Source organism: Methylomarinum sp. Ch1-1 (genome assembly GCF_030717995.2).
GTDB classification, from domain to species: Bacteria; Pseudomonadota; Gammaproteobacteria; order Methylococcales; family Methylomonadaceae; genus Methylomarinum; species Methylomarinum roseum.
Window position 1 is genome coordinate 2,646,136 of the sequence record NZ_CP157743.1, and the last position, 19,692, is coordinate 2,665,827.

Annotated in this window: 18 protein-coding genes and 1 pseudogene; 10 read left to right on the forward strand and 9 right to left on the reverse strand. The window is 44.9% G+C overall.

The window, feature by feature from the left end:
* The 4 genes and pseudogenes from dnaQ to Q9L42_RS12250 all read left to right on the forward strand — a co-directional run.
* On the forward strand, nt 1–711 hold the full coding sequence (gene dnaQ, locus Q9L42_RS12235; protein ID WP_349431141.1) for a DNA polymerase III subunit epsilon: 711 nt from the start codon (nt 1–3) through the stop codon (nt 709–711).
* 55 nt (nt 712–766) lie between these two features.
* Nucleotides 767–1,810, forward strand: coding sequence for a GGDEF domain-containing protein (locus Q9L42_RS12240; protein ID WP_349431142.1), 1,044 nt, complete (start codon nt 767–769; stop codon nt 1,808–1,810).
* Between the two features lie 260 nt (nt 1,811–2,070).
* Nucleotides 2,071–2,835 carry a polyphosphate--glucose phosphotransferase gene (gene ppgK, locus Q9L42_RS12245; RefSeq protein ID WP_305908117.1) on the forward strand — a complete coding sequence of 255 codons (765 nt, stop codon included), beginning with the start codon at nt 2,071–2,073 and terminating at the stop codon, nt 2,833–2,835.
* Between the two features lie 258 nt (nt 2,836–3,093).
* A pseudogene (locus Q9L42_RS12250) lies at nt 3,094–4,156 on the forward strand (IS4 family transposase); the annotation flags it as partial.
* Nucleotides 4,157–4,228: 72 nt separating this feature from the next.
* Here Q9L42_RS12250 and Q9L42_RS12255 read toward each other — a convergent pair.
* The 6 genes from Q9L42_RS12255 to Q9L42_RS12280 form a co-directional block, all read right to left on the reverse strand.
* Nucleotides 4,229–5,071 (reverse strand): transposase, encoded by an 843-nt coding sequence (locus Q9L42_RS12255; protein WP_305908116.1) that lies wholly within the window; start codon nt 5,069–5,071, stop codon nt 4,229–4,231.
* Between the two features lie 51 nt (nt 5,072–5,122).
* Nucleotides 5,123–6,343, reverse strand: a complete 1,221-nt coding sequence (locus Q9L42_RS12260) for an ISL3 family transposase (protein WP_349431143.1) — start codon at nt 6,341–6,343, stop codon at nt 5,123–5,125.
* A 944-nt stretch (nt 6,344–7,287) separates the two neighbouring features.
* Nucleotides 7,288–8,142: a hypothetical protein gene (locus tag Q9L42_RS12265; RefSeq protein ID WP_305908114.1), complete on the reverse strand. Its 855-nt coding sequence runs from the start codon at nt 8,140–8,142 to the stop codon at nt 7,288–7,290.
* A 61-nt stretch (nt 8,143–8,203) separates the two neighbouring features.
* Nucleotides 8,204–8,905, reverse strand: coding sequence for a hypothetical protein (locus Q9L42_RS12270; RefSeq protein WP_349431144.1), 702 nt, complete (start codon nt 8,903–8,905; stop codon nt 8,204–8,206).
* Nucleotides 8,906–9,095: 190 nt separating this feature from the next.
* On the reverse strand, nt 9,096–9,848 hold the full coding sequence (locus tag Q9L42_RS12275) for a hypothetical protein (RefSeq protein WP_349431145.1): 753 nt from the start codon (nt 9,846–9,848) through the stop codon (nt 9,096–9,098).
* Nucleotides 9,849–9,938: 90 nt separating this feature from the next.
* Nucleotides 9,939–10,145, reverse strand: coding sequence for a hypothetical protein (locus tag Q9L42_RS12280; RefSeq protein ID WP_305908109.1), 207 nt, complete (start codon nt 10,143–10,145; stop codon nt 9,939–9,941).
* Between the two features lie 140 nt (nt 10,146–10,285).
* On the opposite strand from Q9L42_RS12280, the gene Q9L42_RS12285 reads away from it, so the two are divergent.
* Complete coding sequence (locus Q9L42_RS12285; protein ID WP_349431146.1) at nt 10,286–11,428, forward strand: IS66 family transposase; 1,143 nt, start codon at nt 10,286–10,288, stop codon at nt 11,426–11,428.
* A complete protein-coding gene (locus tag Q9L42_RS12290; RefSeq protein WP_349431147.1) occupies nt 11,422–11,856 on the forward strand; it encodes an IS66 family transposase in 435 nt (144 codons plus the stop codon). Before Q9L42_RS12285 ends, Q9L42_RS12290 begins: the two co-directional genes overlap by 7 nt.
* A gap of 37 nt (nt 11,857–11,893) precedes the next feature.
* On the opposite strand, the gene Q9L42_RS12295 is transcribed toward Q9L42_RS12290, so the two are convergent.
* Nucleotides 11,894–12,820 (reverse strand): DNA-methyltransferase, encoded by a 927-nt coding sequence (locus tag Q9L42_RS12295; protein WP_305908107.1) that lies wholly within the window; start codon nt 12,818–12,820, stop codon nt 11,894–11,896.
* 5 nt (nt 12,821–12,825) lie between these two features.
* Nucleotides 12,826–13,587 carry a hypothetical protein gene (locus Q9L42_RS12300; RefSeq protein WP_305908106.1) on the reverse strand — a complete coding sequence of 254 codons (762 nt, stop codon included), beginning with the start codon at nt 13,585–13,587 and terminating at the stop codon, nt 12,826–12,828.
* Between the two features lie 280 nt (nt 13,588–13,867).
* On the opposite strand from Q9L42_RS12300, the gene Q9L42_RS12305 reads away from it, so the two are divergent.
* Nucleotides 13,868–14,848: an integron integrase gene (locus Q9L42_RS12305; protein ID WP_305908105.1), complete on the forward strand. Its 981-nt coding sequence runs from the start codon at nt 13,868–13,870 to the stop codon at nt 14,846–14,848.
* Nucleotides 14,849–14,996: 148 nt separating this feature from the next.
* Nucleotides 14,997–15,536 (forward strand): hypothetical protein, encoded by a 540-nt coding sequence (locus tag Q9L42_RS12310; RefSeq protein ID WP_349431148.1) that lies wholly within the window; start codon nt 14,997–14,999, stop codon nt 15,534–15,536.
* A 451-nt stretch (nt 15,537–15,987) separates the two neighbouring features.
* On the opposite strand, the gene Q9L42_RS12315 is transcribed toward Q9L42_RS12310, so the two are convergent.
* On the reverse strand, nt 15,988–17,724 hold the full coding sequence (locus Q9L42_RS12315) for a DEAD/DEAH box helicase (protein ID WP_349431149.1): 1,737 nt from the start codon (nt 17,722–17,724) through the stop codon (nt 15,988–15,990).
* A gap of 397 nt (nt 17,725–18,121) precedes the next feature.
* On the opposite strand from Q9L42_RS12315, the gene dapA reads away from it, so the two are divergent.
* Both dapA and bamC read left to right on the forward strand, forming a co-directional pair.
* Nucleotides 18,122–18,997: a 4-hydroxy-tetrahydrodipicolinate synthase gene (gene dapA, locus Q9L42_RS12320; protein WP_305908103.1), complete on the forward strand. Its 876-nt coding sequence runs from the start codon at nt 18,122–18,124 to the stop codon at nt 18,995–18,997.
* Nucleotides 18,998–19,001: 4 nt separating this feature from the next.
* Nucleotides 19,002–19,661, forward strand: a complete 660-nt coding sequence (bamC, locus tag Q9L42_RS12325) for an outer membrane protein assembly factor BamC (RefSeq protein WP_349431150.1) — start codon at nt 19,002–19,004, stop codon at nt 19,659–19,661.
* Nucleotides 19,662–19,692: the final 31 nt, after the last annotated feature.

The following is a 19,692-nucleotide window of genomic DNA, read 5'->3' on the forward strand; positions in this document are numbered from 1 at the left end:
ATGAAAAAAATAAACAGACAGGTGGTTCTCGACACCGAGACCACCGGCCTTAATCCGAAAGAAGGTCACAGGATTATTGAAATCGGCTGTGTCGAATTGATCAATCGGCGGTTAACCAACAACCGTTTCCATGTCTATATCAACCCCGATCGCATCATCGATGACGGCGCGATTGAAGTGCATGGCATCACCAACGAATTCTTACAGGACAAACCGCGCTTCGCCGATATCGTCGAAGATTATCTCGAATTTACCCGTGGCGCCGAGTTGGTCATCCATAATGCGCCGTTCGATGTCGGTTTTCTCGATCATGAATTGTCCTTGTTGGAAGGCGAGGAGCGTCGGACCGAAATGCTCAGTGGTGTTTTCGATACGCTGACTTACGCCCGAAAAAAACATCCGGGCGCCAGAAACACCTTGGATGCCTTGTGTAAGCGTTACGGCATCGATAATAGCCATCGCGAATTGCACGGCGCCCTGTTGGATGCCGAGATTCTGGCCGATGTTTATTTGCTGATGACCGGCGGACAGGCGTCTTTATTGGAAGAGGAAGAGACAAATGATACAGAGGGCGGACAGCAGATCATTCGGCTGTCGACGGACAGGCCTAGACTGAAAGTCATACGCTGTTCCGATGACGAGCTGAGCGCCCATGAAAAACACCTGCAACATCTGCAGGACGCCAATGGCGCCTGCATGTGGCTGAAATAGAAGGCTTTTCTTATTATCCATGTCCGTCGTAAACACCGTTAAAACCCCCTCTGTCTTGAATAAGCTGGCTTCGTTGACTCGAATCAGGGATGTCGAGGCCTTTGAGTTAAGCGTATTGAAAACGTTGGCCGAGCTTTTGAAAATAAAGCAATTGTCGATGTATAAAGTCGACGATAGGCATTCGTCATGTTACTTGTTAACTTACACCGCCGAGAATGATAATCAGCAGGCGAGTCAGGGCGATGGCGTGGAATTCCACAAAGCCCTGATTTCTGATGACGATATTCCGGGCTATGTCAAAACGGCTTTTGCGTGGATCGAGTCGACCAACTCACCTTATACTTTAGCGCAGGATGATGTTTATCAGACTGTCTATCCGGTGATCGGCGCGAAAAATATTGTCGGTTACATTTCATTGCAATTGCCGCATCGCTTAAATGAAACGGAAGCATTGGTGATCAACAGTATACTCAGTATTGCCCATAATTTTCATATCCTTTTACAAGAAAACCAGGAAGATAAATTAACCGGCTTGTTGAATCGTAAAACCTTCGAGGACAGCATCAATAAAATACAGGCGCTATTGACGCAGGGCGAAGTTGACGAGCGCTATAGCGGTATTGAAAAAAGACGGGCGGATTCAGCCGGCCATTTTTGGTTGGCGATTATGGATATCGATCATTTTAAGCGTATCAATGATAATTATGGCCATGTCTACGGTGATGAAGTCTTGCTGTTGGTGGCACAGCTGATGCGGGAAAGTTTTCGCGGCGAAGATTTACTGTTTCGTTTTGGGGGCGAGGAATTTGTCGTCATATTGAAGGGGGACGCTGTCGAAGGTGTCGCTAAGGTATTGGAGCGTTTTCGCCGGAATGTCGAGACTTATCATTTTCCGCAAATCGATTTCGTAACCATCAGCATAGGCGCGACGCAGGTGACCGAGCGACATGCCATCCCTGCCGATATCGTCGGCCGAGCGGATCAGGCGCTTTATTACGCCAAAGCACAGGGCAGGAATCAGTTGCGCTTTTATGAGGACTTGGTCGCTTCCGGTTCCATAAAGGAGCGTATCGAAGAAGGAACGATTGAACTGTTTTAACTCGGCGTTTAAGATCGCTTGTATTCACCCTTTGAAAGTAACAAGCCATTGCGCTTGATGACAGTAAAATTTAAGCTGGGTTAAGTGTCTTTGTAACTATTCAGCATAAGAATACTTTTACTATCAGTTACTTGCTAAAGAAGATGCCGTATAATCCCTGTCGCATACACTTCTTCCATAAGCAATTGATAGTAAAAGAAATATTATCTCGGTATCAAGCTGAATAGTTAGTGTCTTTAATCAACAGATAAGGAAAATTCATGCATATTCTTGGTGTAGACGTCGGCGGGTCCGGCATTAAGGGCGCTATCGTTGATACTGAAACGGGTGAGTTTGTAGGCGAACGTCACAGGATAGCAACGCCGAAACCGGCGACGCCTGAAGCCGTGGCGGCAGTTATTGCGCAATTGGTCAATCATTTTAACTGGGAAGGCCCGGTGGGTTGCGGTTTCCCGGCATCAATTCAGCATGGCGTAGCTCGAACCGCGGCTAATCTTTCTTCTTCGTTCATTGGCGCCAATATCGATGCATTGTTCTCCGACGTGACGAAATGTTCTTGTTTCAATCTCAATGATGCCGACGCCGCCGGAATCGCCGAGATGAATTTTGGCGGAGGTGTCGGACAATCCGGCGTTGTCCTGCTTATTACCATCGGCACCGGCCTGGGTACGGCGTTTTTTTCCGATGGCGTGCTATTGCCCAATACCGAATTGGGGCACCTTTATCTGCCGAATGGCAAAAAAGGCGAGCACTTTGCGTCGGATGCGGTGAGAAAAAGCGAAGATCTCGGCTGGAAAAGTTGGGGCAAACGTTTCGATAAATATCTCCAGCAAATGGAGGCGCTGTTTTGGCCCGATTTGATCATACTGGGCGGCGGTGCTAGCAAAAAATTTGATAAATTCAAGCACCAAATTAGCATTAATACCCCGGTAAAACCGGCGGAATTGTTGAATCAGGCAGGCATCGTCGGCGCCGCGCTTCATGCGCATTCAAAGAGCAGTCAATCGGTCCAATCAAAAGGCTAACCCCGGATATTTCACAAAGGTGGGGAAGACGGGGTCAGTTCTGAATGGCACTTACTTAAGCGATAACTAGTTGAAAGTATTAAAAAAGGCAGAAGAAGTGATAAACTTATTGTGACGAAACAAAGAAGCAATCACCAAGCCCCCTGCCTTAATGTTCATTAATAACAAACTTATTCACGCCCAGCAACAAAGAATTCAGAAGTACAGAAAAGAAACTCATTCGTATAGTTTTTTTAATCTTCTAACCAGTCCGGAATTATTATCCTCAAATTAGTTTGTCGAACAGGCGAACTTATTGATAAGGAAGTGCCTACTCAATGGCGTTGGCGAGGAAAGCGTGTTCATCTAATAGATGGAACGACTGTTACGATGCCTGACACAGCAGAAAACCAGGCCGTTTATCCCCAGCAAAGTTGTCAGAAGCCTGGGCTTGGTTTTCCTATCTGCCGTCTTGTAGGTGTCATCTGTCTGGCGAGTGGAGCCGTTTTAAATGCGTCTATCGGACCTTTCAAAGGGAAAGGAGGCGATGAACAAAGTCTACTTCGTAACATGCTGGGAACCTTTAATACCGGAGACCTTGTTCTAGGAGATGCCTATTATGGCACTTATTTTTTGTTGGCATCGCTACAGGAGAAAGGTGTTGATGCCGTATTTGAACAAATGGGAGCACGTAAACGGACAACAGATTTCAGTAAAGGCAAACAGTTAGGTGACGAAGACCACCTGGTGACACTCAAAAAACCAAAGAAAAAACCTGACTGGATGGAGCAAAGCCAATATGATGATGCGCCTGAGACACTCCTTATTCGCGAGGTAAGCGTAAAAGGAAAATTACTTATAACCACACTCCTTTCACCTAAAGAGGCTTCTAAATCTGAGTTAAAAGCGTTATATAAAAACGCTGGCAAATTGAAGTTGATTTCGCAATATAAAAACAACCATGGGAATGGAAACTTTAAGCTGTAAAACGCCCGAAATGACTGAGAAAGAAATATGGGTTTATTTTTTAGCGTATAACTTAATACGGCTATTGATGGCTCAGTCCGCATTATTAGCCGATATATTGCCTCGCCAGCTGAGTTTTAAACATACATTACAATGCTGGTTAGCCTGGAATCAACAAAGTGTTTTTATTGATATCGGAACAAGTGAAGAGCTGTTATTCATATTAATTGCTCAAAGACGAATTGGAAATCGTTCGGGACGAATAGAGCCCCGTGCAGTAAAAAGGAGGCCAAAACAGTTCTCTTTACTAACAAAACCTAGAAATGAAGCAAGAGCAGATATTAGAAAGAATGGCCACCCAAAGAAAGTAAAATAAGTGGTTGTTATTAAAAGAGTTATGGGCTTAAGTAAGTGCCATTCGGGTCAGTTCTCACATTCCAACATGACATTATTGTCCTTCATGTTTTTTTACAGCTCGGCTGACAGTCATATAGTGGACGCCAAAATGCCGGCCGATTTCCGCCATCGTATAGGTCCCGGATAAATACGCATTCGCCATCGCCTCATCCCTGTCTGGATAGCGGCTTTGATACGCTGACAGCGTCAGTGCGACCGCTCGTTTATGCGCCCTGGAGACATCCCGCAACGCGTCCGGCTTTTCGACAGGCTGCTGATGCGCGGCGATAAAAGCCTCATCACCCAGAAACAGTTGGTGTCTTACCTGCGCCTTCGGGTCGGGCAGCCCTTTCCCTGCCATCACAAATTGCCGATACGCAGCCACGGCTTGGGTCCGGCTCATCCCGAATTGGCTCAACGTCCAGTTGACATCCAACCAGCGCGGCTCGCTGGCAGCCTGGATCATCGCCCGGTAGCTGCTCCACGCCCAGTCCTCCGGTCGCATCACCATGCCCGCCCGCACCGGATTCAACACCACATAGCGCGTGAGTTCCAACAAATGGCTGTCCTTTTGGACGAGAATTGCTTTATAGCGTCCTTGAAACAAGTGCCCCGTTTCATGATGCCGGTGATTAAATTGCTGCGTATAGACTCCGTTGAGCTGCCGCATGCCGCGCGACAAATGCCCATCGAGAGTTTCAACCAGCAAGTGATAATGGTTGGTCATTTGGCAATAGCCGTGAATCACCCAATTAAACCGCTCACAGACCTGCCCCAGCACGTCTAACCAGAGCTGCCGTTCATCATCGTTGGAATAGATCGCCTCGCGCCGGTCTCCCCGTGAAGTGATGTGGTATAGTCCGCCAGCAAATTCTAATCGTAAAGGGCGTGCCATGGTTAAAATAGCCTCCTCAATGTTGGAATGTTAGAACTGACCCCGTGCTGTTCACACATCGAGCCAAATATGCTGAAACAATCGGCCCAAGTTATAGATACCGTAGCAGCGGCGCTTGATCACTTTGATTTTGTTATTCAATCCTTCAACAAACCCGCTGGTTTCACGACGAATAAAATAGTTGGTGATGTGATCACGCCAGTTGCCCAAGGTGGTCACAAAGGGCGAGAAACACTCCAATCCCAATTCCGCAATCCTGTTCAGCCACTGCGTTAACGCGTGTTCGGCCTGTGTTTTGGACAGGTTTTGTTCAAAGAGACCGGTCAGGACTTCACGTTGTACATAGACCTCTTTCAGTACCGGTGCCTGCCGGAATAACGCCAATAAAACGATTTGCTGTTCTTCGGTCAAGCGATTCCAAGGCTTTCGAAACGCCCACATGGCGCCTTTCAGTTGAGCATACTCCGATTCCGGTAAGGTTTGTTTCAGTTGCTTCATTTCGGCTTTGCGCGCTTTATCGGCACAGTCACGATAATGTTTGGCGACATGAAAGCGGTCTACCACAACCTGAGCGTTGGGTAGGGTTTCTTGAGCGGCATTACAGTAACCTTCGTTCATATCGATGCAGACACGACGGATGCTTTGGCATTGCCGAGGCGGCAGCGTCTTTAAAAAGGCCTTGACGGTTTCTTTTTTGCGATCCGGTAACACCGCCAAGAGATACTTTTCACGTTGCGCCGTCAGTCCGGACACGATGACGACAAAATCCTTATGGCCTTTCTTCAAGGCAATTTCATCAATTCCAATCAACTCTAAATCGGGCACTGTCGACCAGTCCACTTGGCGCTGAATATGCCGATCGAGGATGCCTTCAATACAACCGATGCTGAGATTCCGTTTCAGGCTGACGTCACTGAGCGTGCTATTGACCAACTCGCGTAAAATCCAATTCTCATAGGCTTTGGTATGCGGGCTCTTGGGATCGTACCACTCGCAACGTTGCGTTGTCGTTGGCCCTTTGTCACAGTAGGGACATTGAAAACGCTTCGGCCGGATGCGAATCCAGACCGGTCGGTCAAAAATCGGTAGATGCCGTAGCGTAATCGCTTTGTCGTAACCGTGAAATTTGTCGATCGTCCGTCCGCAGTGACGACATACCCCCGTATCACGGGTACTGACAACAGTGATCACCAGACCCTTATCGGTTTGTTCGTATTTTTCGACGCTAACATTGGGCAAGTCTAACGGTATTTGTATCTGCGGTTGATTCATTGGCATTCAAAGAAAAAGTCGTGTCGTTCTGGTATTTTACATGAGGCTCCCGTTGCGGTCTCCTAACATACTATATGTTGTGGTCTCCCACGGGAAATCCGGAAGAGCCGTAAAAACCGGAAATAATGGTTCTCAAGGTATGACTGAAAGGCTAATTAGATGATTTTTGTCGTGTACAGAGATCAAGTAATCATTGTGCTCCTGAAATTACCATGCTATAAGTAAGGTTCTGTTGATTTGTTTTCTCTCGATAACTTTATAATATTGGCTTTTATAAGGTGGTATAAAGTGAAACTGAATTAATAGATATTTACATAATATAATCGCACTTTTACTACAGGTGCAAATATTACAAAAATGGGGAAAATAATGAAAAAAGTATTCGCAATTTTAGCTGTTACATTAATGCTTGTTGGTTTAACTGGTTGTATGGATGATCCTGACGAGTCGAATCAACATGTTACAAGAAACAATTAATAGTTAGTGGTTTAATTTTCTTTGATTTTTAGTACTGAGAATTATACAGCACTGAAAATAAAGGAATAAACTATCTGGTCTAAAATTGACATAATCAGGTTTTTAGATTTGTCTTTCAAAATTGAAGCCCGGATAAAACCGTTGGAATACGATTTGAGAAGATGATAAATTAATCAGCCTCGATTCTTCTTTAATCTAAATGCTGCCGGTCATGGACAAAAGGACGTTTGTTGTAGTAAACGAACATTGTAAATCAAATTATTGTATAGACATGTTCTTTACTGTAAAGGGATGTTGGTAATTTCTTCCAATTTAACCTGGCAGATTTATTTACCAGGTTTTTTTTGGTCGATAAATTAAGATATATTAATAAAATATTTAGTTTAATCTAATTCAATAACCAAAAAGGGGCAGACACCTTTGGATCTGCACGTCCCTTTGACCGACTTGTTAGTCAAATGAAGTACCTATACAGATTGCATTTGGTATCGGACTAAATCGATTCTATACTCCTCATTACTATCAAAGTTACAGAAAAGATTATGATAATTCGCTGCCCATACATATTTTTCCAAAATGTCTGGCTTGTCATAATATTTTTGTAGTTTATTTTCTATCACCTTTTTGTGCATATCCAATTCATTCAAAAACGGAGCGTCCGAAATATTGATAGATTCAAGGTAATTGAGAAAAAGAAGTCCATCACTATCCCTATACAAATACTGCTTTAAATAGTTGTTATACTTATTCAATTGAAAATCTTTGTCGATTTCGACAAACATGGCTTCTGCTGATTTCGTCAGAATAATACGCGGATATTTGGCCTGCTTTGATTCCGCTTCATAAGCATCTATAAGACCAATTCCATAAATAGTCCTTTCATCCATGTAAAGTTCACCAACAGTAATAGCGCCACGAACAAAAAAACCACGATTTACCAGTTGCGACTGAATTAAATAAAGAGTTCTGAATACAGTCCAAAACGCATCAAGTCCTTTTATCAACGTACCATAATGGAAACTATCGCCGATTGGGCAACCGATTAAGATACAGTCCGTAAAAACACGAAACTTGTGCTTAGCTTTTATTTCCGATGAATTACTAGATAAATTATACAAATCATCGGCGAAGTGATCTGTTAAGCTAAAGTTAGCTTCCTTTAACGCATCTTGAAATTTTGCAAATAATTGTTGTGATTTACCATCTTTTTTTGCATCTCGAACAAGTTCTTTAAATCCAAGAACATCAAGAAAAGCTACTATAGAGTTACTTAACTCAACTTGACCTTCTGTGTTTAAATAAGGATTTAACTTATCGTTCATATGACTATTCTAATTCTATTATTGCAGTATTGGAGCCTGACCCTTTCGACTTCTAAAATAGTTATTGAGCAATAATAAATTTGTTTACCCCTCCATTAGAAACAAGTACATGACGCTCGATCCATCCTCCTTGTAGGTTACTTGTTGTATAGTAATAATTTCCTATGTTATTAACAGAAGGAACATCCCAAGACACAATTGCTTGAATTATCCACTTACCAGCAGGTATATCATGAAATTCAAAGTTTCCTTGTGCATCACATACACTTGACTTTAATAGATCTTTTGCCTCTCCATCTAGTTTTTCAATCGAAAGTATATATTTATCATAGTCTATATACTCTTTAAAATATGCACTATCAGGATACATTAAAACATCTCGTCCAGCACATGTAACTATTCCCCCTCCCTTTTGCCTTAAAAAAGCTTGACCAGTTACGATATTAGAACCTGATTGATATTCTTCTTTGATGAATTTTGGAGGCACGTAATGAGGGAGCCCAGGCTTACAATAAAAGTATTTCCCTATAGGAGATCCATTTTTTTGCACATACATTTCTACTGTATTTGAATCTACTAGTGTTGCTCTTTTTCTAAACCAATCTTTGCATTCACTAACTGAATAAATACATCTTTCTTTAGATTTTCTTTCAATGCACGGTTTATTTTCTACCGAATTTTCTATTTTAATTTCTTCCCATCCAGGATATTTCATGCTTGCGCAACCTTCAATTAAAATTAGAGTATAAATAATTTTTTTCATATTTAAATTAAATAACGTTTATCACAACCAGTTTTAAGAAATCCAATGCACGTCTACTCAGGATCCAGAGGCAATCGAAACCAATCGAGTCCGACCCTTTCTACTTTTTTTTACAGGCCGCCTAGAGCCGTATGGCGCAATAGAACAAAGGTGTCTGACCCTTTCGATGTTCCCTTTCGATGTTCCTTGGTTAGGTTTTATCATAGCTTACTCCTGATTGCTTTTCGAAGTAATTACGAAATTTGATTACCTTATAAAAACAACTTTGATCTTCGAATGCTTTTGCTGCAAACCCAAACGCAAGGATACTTCTATAAAAGTAATTCCACATATCTGAACGATGCTCTTCTTCTCTAGGTGTATTGAGCATTCCCGATACTTGAAATCTTGGAGGAATACCTCCAAACATATCCATAATGTGAGGTGATGCACCATGAACAAAACCAGAATATGCTTTATTTATTGTTCTGGACAACTCTACTCCTGTACTCGGGTCTAATTCTTGCCCATTAATTTTTGAAACATAAGCACGAATTTTTTTTCTTGAAACCATACCCCTTTTCTGTGTGGATTTTAGTGCAGAATCTTGGTTATCAAATTCCTCTTTATAAAACTCGTCCAGATAATCTTTATGAATTTGCGTTATTTCTCCATTTGTAAGTCCATAAACAAGAAATAAAATATCTTCCTGAAACTCATCTAGCATTCGCTGTATAGCTGCTTGGTCTTGAAAAAGACCATTATCCGTTAACACTTTTATTGAATGCAGACTTGTAACCATACGAGCTAATTTTTGTACTATGGCTTGTAATATTGATTGCTCTTCATATCGAAACACAAAACTATCTTTAAAGGGAACCTGTTTTGGTGGTGGCACATTCCCTGAAAAATAGTTTACAGCATGCTCCATGAATTTTAAGGTTTCTTTATATAGTTCATTCATACGCGAAAAACATAACGACCAAGCTCACCGGCAAAATAAAGCGTAGCGAGGAACGAGCGCAGCTTTATTTTGTCCGAGTGCAGCGCCTTGTTATACGCTTTTGTATGCAGACTCCCAGAAGTAGTCAATGGCTTTAACCTCAGCTTCAAAAACCGATTTTTCAATTTGTTTATGGTTTTTAATCGCAGTTAAGGTTTTCTCGTTTTCAGAGCCATCAATAACGCATGCAAAACCAATGTAGTATTTAAAACTCGTCTTTGGTAGTGGTCTCGGGGCGATTAACCGTTCTCCTTCCATAGCACCACGCTGAAATAAAACTAATATTTCCTTGAGTTTAACTGTAAGTATTCACACACCCTAGCTGAAAATACAAAATAATTGACAAACCGACACAAGAACATTGTACAAATCCATTAAGAAGCCTTAGTATTTATCCCATGCAACTCAGTAACCAGGACCTAAGCCAAATCGATGAAGACGAGCTTCTCAATTTACCGGAAGAGGAATTACGTTACCTATCGATTAAGTTACTTAACGACCTAAAAGAAGCGCGTGAGCGCTTAAGCCAAAATTCGCGCAACAGCTCTCGTCCACCTAGCAGCGAAGCGCCTTGGGATAAAGCAGCTACAGATAATACAAACGATCAAGAACAAACGGAGATCGATAAGTCTGCTGAAACGGAAGACACCGTCACCCCCCCGTCGCCTTCTAAAAAAGATCAGCAACAGTCCGCTGATCCTAACAATGAACATCAAGAACCCCGCAAACCCGGCAAACAACCAGGCGCACAAGGCTTTGGCCGGACACAAAAGCTAGCCATTACCCACTATCAAGATCATTACCCTGAAATATGTGCCTGCTGCCATCAAACATTAGAGCCGCGTCATGCTATCGCCTATGCCGCGTATGAAACAATCAATGTCGAATGGGGCGATGTTGAGCATCCAGGCATTCTAGTCACCCATACCAAGCACACTCTCTATGAAGTAGTGTGCGCCAATGGACATATCACGCGCAAAGAAGTCAGTCGTAGCAGTCATGCTCAATTGCCGGGTATTAGCCGAACTGAATGGCGTTTAGTGGGGCCTGGACTGGCAGCAATGATTGTTTGTCTTGCCTACCGTATGCGCCTATCGCGTGAGCGTATTCAGGAATTTTTATATGACTGGTTAGGTATTAAATTAAGTGTTGGCACCATCAATAATACCCTGCATGAAAGTGGCGCAGCGGCTATGCCGCTTGAAGATGAGTTTGCACAAGAAATCATTAACAGCGAATTGCTGCATGTAGACGAAACCTCCTGGATGGAGCACACGACTTTTCTTTGGTTATGGGTGTTCAGTACGAATCGCGTCACAGCCTATTGGATTGCTACGCGTAGCGCTGAATTATTGGAAAATCTTTTAGGCGACGACTTTAATGGTTGGTTAATGAGCGATGGCTACACGGTTTATCGCAAATATCTGAGTCGGTTACGTTGCTGGGCTCATCTTCTGCGTAAAGCGAAAGGGCTCAATGAAAGCTTAAACAGAGACGCCCAGCTTTTGGTCAACAAACGCACGATTTACTGGCTGTGTTGATAGGTGCGGTACGCAAAGCGCGAATAACACCACCTGATACGCCACTTTCTGAAACTTATCGCCTGCAATTACTGCTCTATCAGCAGATGTGTATACAAATGAAAACCCATGAACATAAGAAAACAGCAGCATTAGCCACGGAAATGCTAAATGACTGGACAGCTATTTTTCAAGTTCTGGATCAACCGCATCAGCCCTTAACGAATAATGAAGCGGAGCGAGCGTTGCGCCACTGGGTTATTTTACGCGGCATTTGCTATGGCACGCGCTCGGAAAATGGGACGCGTGTGTTCGCTATTTTAATCAGCGTCATTGAAACCTGCCGCAAAAGAAATCAGTCACCGTGGATTTATTTGGCACAAGTGATCGCAAGTCAGCGGTCAGGCTTGCCGGTACCGGCCTTGCCAATTGTTAGGGTGTCTGAATAATTACGTTTAACTCGGTTTGTTTGGACTCTTAGATAAATCAAAATAAGTCCGCCTGCTTTGTTGTGTCAGACTTTTTGTTTACCTCCACACCGTATTTTTCCTTTACTGCTTTCTTGAAAACCTCAAGTGCATTTTCATGGTTGTTCAAGAACCAATGAATATGATTTTCTAAATATTCGTCCCGTATTTCTGGCTTTCGGAGATCATTAGGTACACGCTCCATTCTTGGGTCAACACTATCAAAGCCTACAAACTTCTCCCTTAATCTGGCGTGAGTCATTTCGACATATTCTGGATTTAATTCAAATCCAATAGCATTTCTATGAGTCTGCTGACAAACCCGCAAGGTCGTTCCGCTTCCAGAAAACGGGTCAAGAATATTCCCTCCCTCATTACTAGATGCCAAAATCATTCGCTCGATTAAGCCCTCTGGTTTTTGTGTAGGGTGATTTTGCCTGTTGGGATTACAGTAATGTACATGGGAGAACTTCCACACATCCCCTGGATTAGCACCACGCATATTGTTGCGAGCACGATAATATTTCTGAGGTACACGGACATTGTCCAGATTGAACGTGTGCTTATTTGTTTTTGTGAACATAAGAATATCATCATGCCTAGGGGAGAAGCCCTTGGTTTTTCCTAAACCTTGCGTGTAATGCCAGACTATCCAACTGTTAAAAAACATCTCTAAATCTCTATCTAGGATGTCGTACAAATAGGAAATAAACCGAACCCCCATAAACACATATATTGTGCCTTCAGGTTTTAATACACGCTTTGCTTCAGATAGCCATAGTCTTGAAAAATCTAAATATTCATCAAACCCCTTCAAATCATGATTGTTGCCATAGTCTTTACCAAGGTTATAAGGTGGGTCTGCGATAACAACGTCAATTGAATTGCTATCTATTTCTTTGAATAGATCAAGTGCATCGCCGCAACGTAAATCAATTGACTTCATTTACTTTATCCACCCATTCTGTTCTGCATATTCAAGCCATTGTCCATAGCCTTTTTTTGACGCAAAAAATTCTTGTCTAGTAATTGACAAAATTCCCATGTGGTTCTTTTGACAATTGTTACATAATGAATGTCTCTAACTTGGATTTGACCTGTCCCAAGTGCAGGGTTGTAGCTAATATCACTGTCTGATAAATATTTTAAATCGTATGCATTAAAGTCAACCACTTCCATAACGCCCATCATCATTTTCGTCTCTTCATCACGAGCACTAAATACTCTGTGCTTAATTGAAAGAATTACAAAGATAAAATCAGGATCTTTGACATAAGCACTCCTAATTCTTGCATACGACGTAATGTTTGGTGATTTACCGCTTCCTTCTATATCTTTTGATGTGGCTTTTACATCAACATGACCTGTTACAGCACTACTCCTTTTCCTTGTTTTTTTGAACTGAAGAATGACATCAGCCATATTTAAGCGTTCACCAGCTTCCACATTTATTAGGTCATATCTATTCTCACCATCCTCAAGAGACTCCGTAAAAATCTCAAATGCCCAAGCTTCTACAAAAGGGCCTGCTATTTTATTGACATTCTCCATCGGAATACCGAGTTTAAGATTTGTATTAATTTCTATTCTGTTTCGGCCAGTATCCATTGCCTCTTTCATAATTGACTCAATAGAGGAGACCACAAACTCAGAACAATCCTGATAGTCTTCAGATTCAACGGGTTTTTTTAGATCGTGACTTTCGTATGTCATATTATTCCTAATTTTGGTTGATGCTGTAACTCTGTGTTGGCGTATAACTATATTATTATCAGGCACAATCGCCCTGATATTCCACAGTACTCACCGATAAATTAGGCACATTTGACAGGATATTAATATCCTAGCCTTTTGCCTTGTTTCTCTACGGTATTGACCGGCAAATCAGGCACCTTTGCCTGCTATCCAATTTATCCTGTCAAATTAACCTGATAATTGATATTATCCGCTTAATCATGAAAAATAGTACCAAAAGTAATTCCTTTTAATTGTTATGTCAACCTTAGATTCCGGAAAAAGCCTGCTGGAGGAAATGCGCAACACTATGCAGCGTCTGCATTACTCCATTCATACTGAGCGCTCCTATTGCGATTGGGTGGCGCGCTATATCCGTTTTCATCATTTACAGGAGAGAAGTGCTTTATTGATTGAGCCTGAGAAAAAAGTTGAGGATTTTTTAACGCATTTAGCGGTTCAGGCGAATGTGGCGGCGTCTACTCAAAATCAAGCGTTTAATGCTCTAGTTTTTTTGTACAGGCGGATACTTGAATCGCCTTTGGAGGGCGTGGAGGCTGCACGAACACGTAAAGAAAAGCGAATTCCTGTGGTCTTGACGCGCGAAGAAGTTAAGCGGGTGCTGGTTTTTTTGGAAGGCACGCCAGAATTATTGGTAAAGTTATTGTATGGCAGTGGTTTGCGGATTACTGAGGCGGTTCGTTTACGCGTGCAGGATATTGATTATGGTTATAAACAAATAACAGTACGCAATGGTAAAGGCATGCAGGATCGCGTCACTCCGTTCCCAGAAAGTTTAACGCCCTTATTGCTTAATCATTTGGAGCGGGTTAAAGCGATTCATGAGCAGGATTTAGCGCTGGGATTGGGCGCTGTTTATTTACCCTATGCGTTGGAGAGAAAATATCCAAATGCGGAAAAAGCGTGGTCGTGGCAGTATGTTTTTCCCAGTCGTAATTTATCTGTCGATCCGCGTAGCGGGGTTACTCGGCGGCATCATATTGATCAATCGGTGGTGAATAAAGCCATTAAACAGGCGGTAGTTAAAGCAGGCATCACGAAAAAAGTGAGTGCGCATACTTTTCGCCATAGCTTTGCCACCCATTTGTTGCAGCGCGGTACTGATATTCGGACCATTCAATCGTTGCTTGGACACAAGGATTTAGAAACGACAATGATTTATACGCATGTTTTACAGTTGGGTGGGGAGGGGGTCGTTAGTCCGCTGGATGATTTGTAAGGCGAAAAAAGAAAGGGTAATGCAAATTATAGCAACGAAAGTAGAACAAAAGGGGTCAACGCATTTACAATTGCCGACAGAATAATATTGACTATGTGTCAGGGGGCTGAGATCTTATGGCTTCGATGCAAAAAGAGAGGAACAGTGTATGCAGACTTATATTGAAAATCAAACGATTAAGAGCTTGCTCGCCTTAGCGGTCATGAGTTTATTTCTGGCGGCTTGTGACAGCCAGAAATCGAATAAACCCGCCATCAAGATGCCGGTGCAAAGCTATAAGCAAGCAATAACGTTGGAAGGCGTGGTTATGGATGAAAACGGTCCTGTATTAGAGGGGGAAGTTAAAGTCGCGGATAGTTCTGGGCGTATTGTTGCGACGACCCAGCTCAACAACAGCAAGCATTACTCGGTAGAAGTTCCAGCGGGCACCGAGTTGCCGGTCGTCTTGAGTATTCGTGTCAAAGGGATGGCGGAGCCGTTGAAAGCGGTTGGCGTTTCCGCGGCAGTGTCTAGCTACGATATCACCCCGTTAACCACAACCATCGCCAAACGCGCCAAAGAATTGGGCGGCTATACGTATTCCAACATGGTGTTAGCCGCCGATAGCACCGTCGGCGTGCCTGACGCCAATAAAACGACGACCGGTTTTCGTGGCGACCCCACGAAGCAATATGGCGGTTGGCATTAAGGGATTGTTTCCCGGGTCCCGAATTCGGCAATTTACGGCGCCGAGGCGGTAAATAAGTCTCGAATGCAAGTTAAAACCGCTGATTTGCAGAAATTCCCAGTTTGAGTATTTTTGCGGGGTTTAGGGCATGGGGTGTGTCTGTCGAGGAGCGCCGTTCACCCAGCACCTAAATTATGCTGGAATGTAAAATATAGTCCAGTAGCCATGGAATTTAGGTGCTGGGTAAACCCATCCCTGGGGGCTTGACGGCAGCATCCTTGCTGCCGACATCCTCGCCAAACACACCCCATGCCCTTTTTGAACGCCAAAGTGGGAATTGCTGGCTGATTTTGCCATGAAGCGCATGATTCTATATTCATGCGCTTCATGGCGCTTTCTTCAGAATCTTGGGAAGGCGTTTCGGAGGGTGCGCATTGCGCACCGAGCTCTCTTCTCTTTGTGGCGCTGCGGCTTAATCCGCCGCTTTGTTTTTGCTGCGTCTGGATTTCGAGCCGACGCGTTTCTTGCTTTTGGCCTTCTTGATTAACGCCTTGTCCATGCGCGATATGTTCAGCGGACGACCGACGACGCGAACTTTTTTCAAGGCGTTGAACAGCTCTTTCGGCATGCCGGCCGGCAGTTCCACCGTGCTGTAATTCTCTTCGATTTTGATTTGCGCGATGTGTTCGCCGTCGATGCCGGTTTCATTGGCGATGGCGCCAACGATATTGCCAGGCTTGACGCCATCATTGCGACCGACCTCTAAACGAAAAATCTCCATCGCCATGCGGCCGCTTCTTTCCTTTCTCGCCTGTCGCTCTTTCGGTCCTGATTCTTTTTGACCTTTAGGCGCTTCCTGGCGATTGCGCGATTTCTTTGGCAGTTCTTTCAATAGCAGAGGCGTGTCTCCTTGAGACAGTTTGGCCAAGGCGGCGGCGATATCGACGGCCGGCACATCGTGTTCAAGTTGATACTGTTCGATCAGTTGGATGAAAAAGCTTAATTCTTCACTGGCCAGCGTGTCGCTGATGCGTTGCTTAAAGCGTTTGATGCGCTCATTGTTGATGAACTCCGTCGAAGGCAGTTGCATTTCCTCGACTTTTTGCCGGGTGGCGCGTTCGATATTGCCGAGCAGGCGTTTTTCTCGAGGCGATACAAATAAAATTGCGTCCCCGGTTCGGCCGGCGCGGCCGGTCCGGCCGATGCGGTGTATATAGGATTCGGTGTCGTAAGGAATATCGTAGTTGACGACATGAGTGATTCGGTCGACATCCAGGCCGCGTGCGGCGACATCGGTGGCGATCAAGATATCGAGTTTGCCGTTTTTTAAGTTGTCGATGGCGCGTTCCCGTAACGCCTGTGACATGTCGCCATTGATCGCCGAGGCCGAATAGCCGCGCGCTTCCAGTTTTTCCGCCAGTTCCACGGTCGCCGTCTTGGTTCTGACGAAAATAATCATGCCGTCAAAACTCTCCGCTTCCAGAATGCGGGTCAATGCGTCTAGTTTATGCGTGCCGCTGACGAACCAATAACGTTGACGGATATTTTCAGCAGTCGTGGTGGTAACCTTGATGGTGACTTGTTCCGGATTATCCAGGTATTTCTGGGCGATTTTACGGATGGCCGTCGGCATGGTCGCCGAAAATAGAGCCGTTTGCCGGCCCTTCGGCGTTTGTTCCAGGATCCATTCGACATCGTCGATAAAGCCCATGCGTAACATTTCATCGGCTTCGTCTAAGACCAGAGTGTTGAGCTGGTCCAATTTTAACGTGCCTTTGCGCATATGATCCATGACCCGGCCCGGCGTGCCGACGACGACATGGACGCCGCGCTTCAATTGCCGCAACTGAGTGCTATAATCCTGTCCGCCATAAATGGGCAAAACATGGAAGCCGTTCAGTTTTGAGGCGTAGCGTTGAAAGGCTTCGGCCACCTGTATCGCCAGTTCGCGGGTCGGCGCTAACACCAAGACTTGCGGGTTTTTTTGGCTGATATCCAGGCGCGACAATATGGGGAGGGCGAAAGCGGCGGTTTTGCCGGTGCCGGTTTGCGCTTGTCCGAGCACATCGCGGCCGGCCAAGACAAAGGGGATGATTTGCGCCTGTATCGGTGATGGGGTTTCGTAACCGACGCTTTCAAGAGCTTTTAATACCGGGGCGGACAAACTCAGTTCTTGAAAAGAAGGGACGGTGGAATTGGTTTCGGGCATGAAAAAAACCTGCAAAATAAAATGGAGACTTTGCCTGAAGCAAAGATAACAGAGCATTATACTATAATAGATACAGTTATAAATATATTGTTTGTCTGTTTCTGTTTTCTGGGCGGGTTAATGCTTTAAATTGGCTGAGTTTTCAAGTTTTGCTTGTTATAATATTCAGGTTTTGTATCTATTCAGCAAAATTATAGAGAATGGAGCGGGGCATTGGTTGATCGGGCCGCCCTTTCGCCGTCCCTGGCGGTCGGACGTTGCAGTCAGTGTTGATAAGGACGTATGCGCACGATTTTAAACTGCCGGAAACGGCAACATCAATGCCCTTTGTCTCAACGCGGAAAACACTGAATAGTTACCCCCTTTTTAATGTTTTATTTGTGGACGAGAGATTTGCATGATTCAAGGTAGTATCGTTGCTTTAGTAACGCCGATGAATGAAGATGGAAGCGTGGATAAGGCCAGTCTGAAGAAGCTGGTTGAGTTTCATATCGAGCAAGGCACAGATTCGCTGGTCGCGGTAGGAACGACGGGCGAATCGGCAACCCTTGATGAGGATGAGCATTGTGATTTCATCGAGTCGGTCGTCGAATATGTCGACGGTAGAATGCCCGTGATTGCCGGCACCGGGGCTAATTCAACCCGCGAGGCGATCGATCTGACTGAACGGGCCAAGCAGGCCGGCGCCGATGCTTGCCTGCTGGTGACGCCTTATTACAATAAGCCTACCCAGGAAGGCTTGTATCTGCATCATAAGGCGGTGGCCGAAGCGGTCGATATTCCTCAGATTTTGTACAATGTGCCCGGTCGAACCGCCTGCGACATGTTGCCTGAAACGATAGGCCGGTTGGCGAAGATCGCGAACATTGTCGGGGTCAAGGAGGCCACCGGCGATTTGCAACGAGTACAGCAGATTCGCCAATTGACCGGCGATGATTTCGCGATTTACACCGGCGATGACGCAACTAGCCGCGAGTTCTGTTTGCTGGGCGGGAACGGCAGTATTACCGTGACCGGCAATGTGGCGCCTAAGTTGTCGCATGAAATGGTGACCGCGGCGATCAACGGCGATCGGGAAACGGCGGAAGCGATCGACCAAAAATTAGCCGGTTTGCATAAGGCGCTGTTTATCCAGTCCAATCCGATTCCGGTCAAGTGGGCCGTCGCCGAAATGGGCTTGATGGGGCAAGGTATCCGCTTGCCGATGACGTGGTTGACGGAAGATTGCTATGAAACCGTGCGGCAAGCGATGCGGCAGGCCGGCGTCATATAAGTCTATGAAGGCGACAACTTGGTTAATGGTGCTAGGGGCGGCGGTGTTGGTCAATACCAGCGCTTGCAGTCGCATCAAAAGTTATTTTCCCGACAAGCAGAAGGAATATCAGTACACCACTCAGATCCCCCCACTGCAACTGCCGTCCGATTTGCAAAATAACGCCATCGTTGACAAGCCGCTGGTTGCGGAGCCGTTGCCTAGGCCGAGATCACCGGTCTATGACGAGGACGCTAAACCCGTCGTCGAAACGACGGAAGACTTTATTCCTGTCGAACTGGTCGACTTCGACGGCGGGGCGACCCGCCTGCGCATCGAAGAGCCGATGGTCAGGGCTTGGCGTCTTGTCGGCAAGGCGCTGAGTCGACATTCGATAGAAATCACCAGCCGCAACGAGCAGGAACATCTTTATGTGGTGCAGTACGACCCTGACGCCCAAAAAGTCGAAGACGGCGCCATCTGGGATGAGTTGGTGTTTTTTTTCGGGGAGGACCCGGCCCAGGAAAAAGAATTCCGGATCAGAATGTCTGAAAAAAACGCCCGCCTAACCGAGGTGATCGTCTTGGATAAGCACGACACCCCATTGTCCCAGGGAGCCGGATTGAAGTTGCTGAATTTGCTGAAAAATACGATCAACGAAGATCTGGCCAATAAAAAGCAATAACCAAGCCGTTCGGCCATGCTGACGCTGTCGC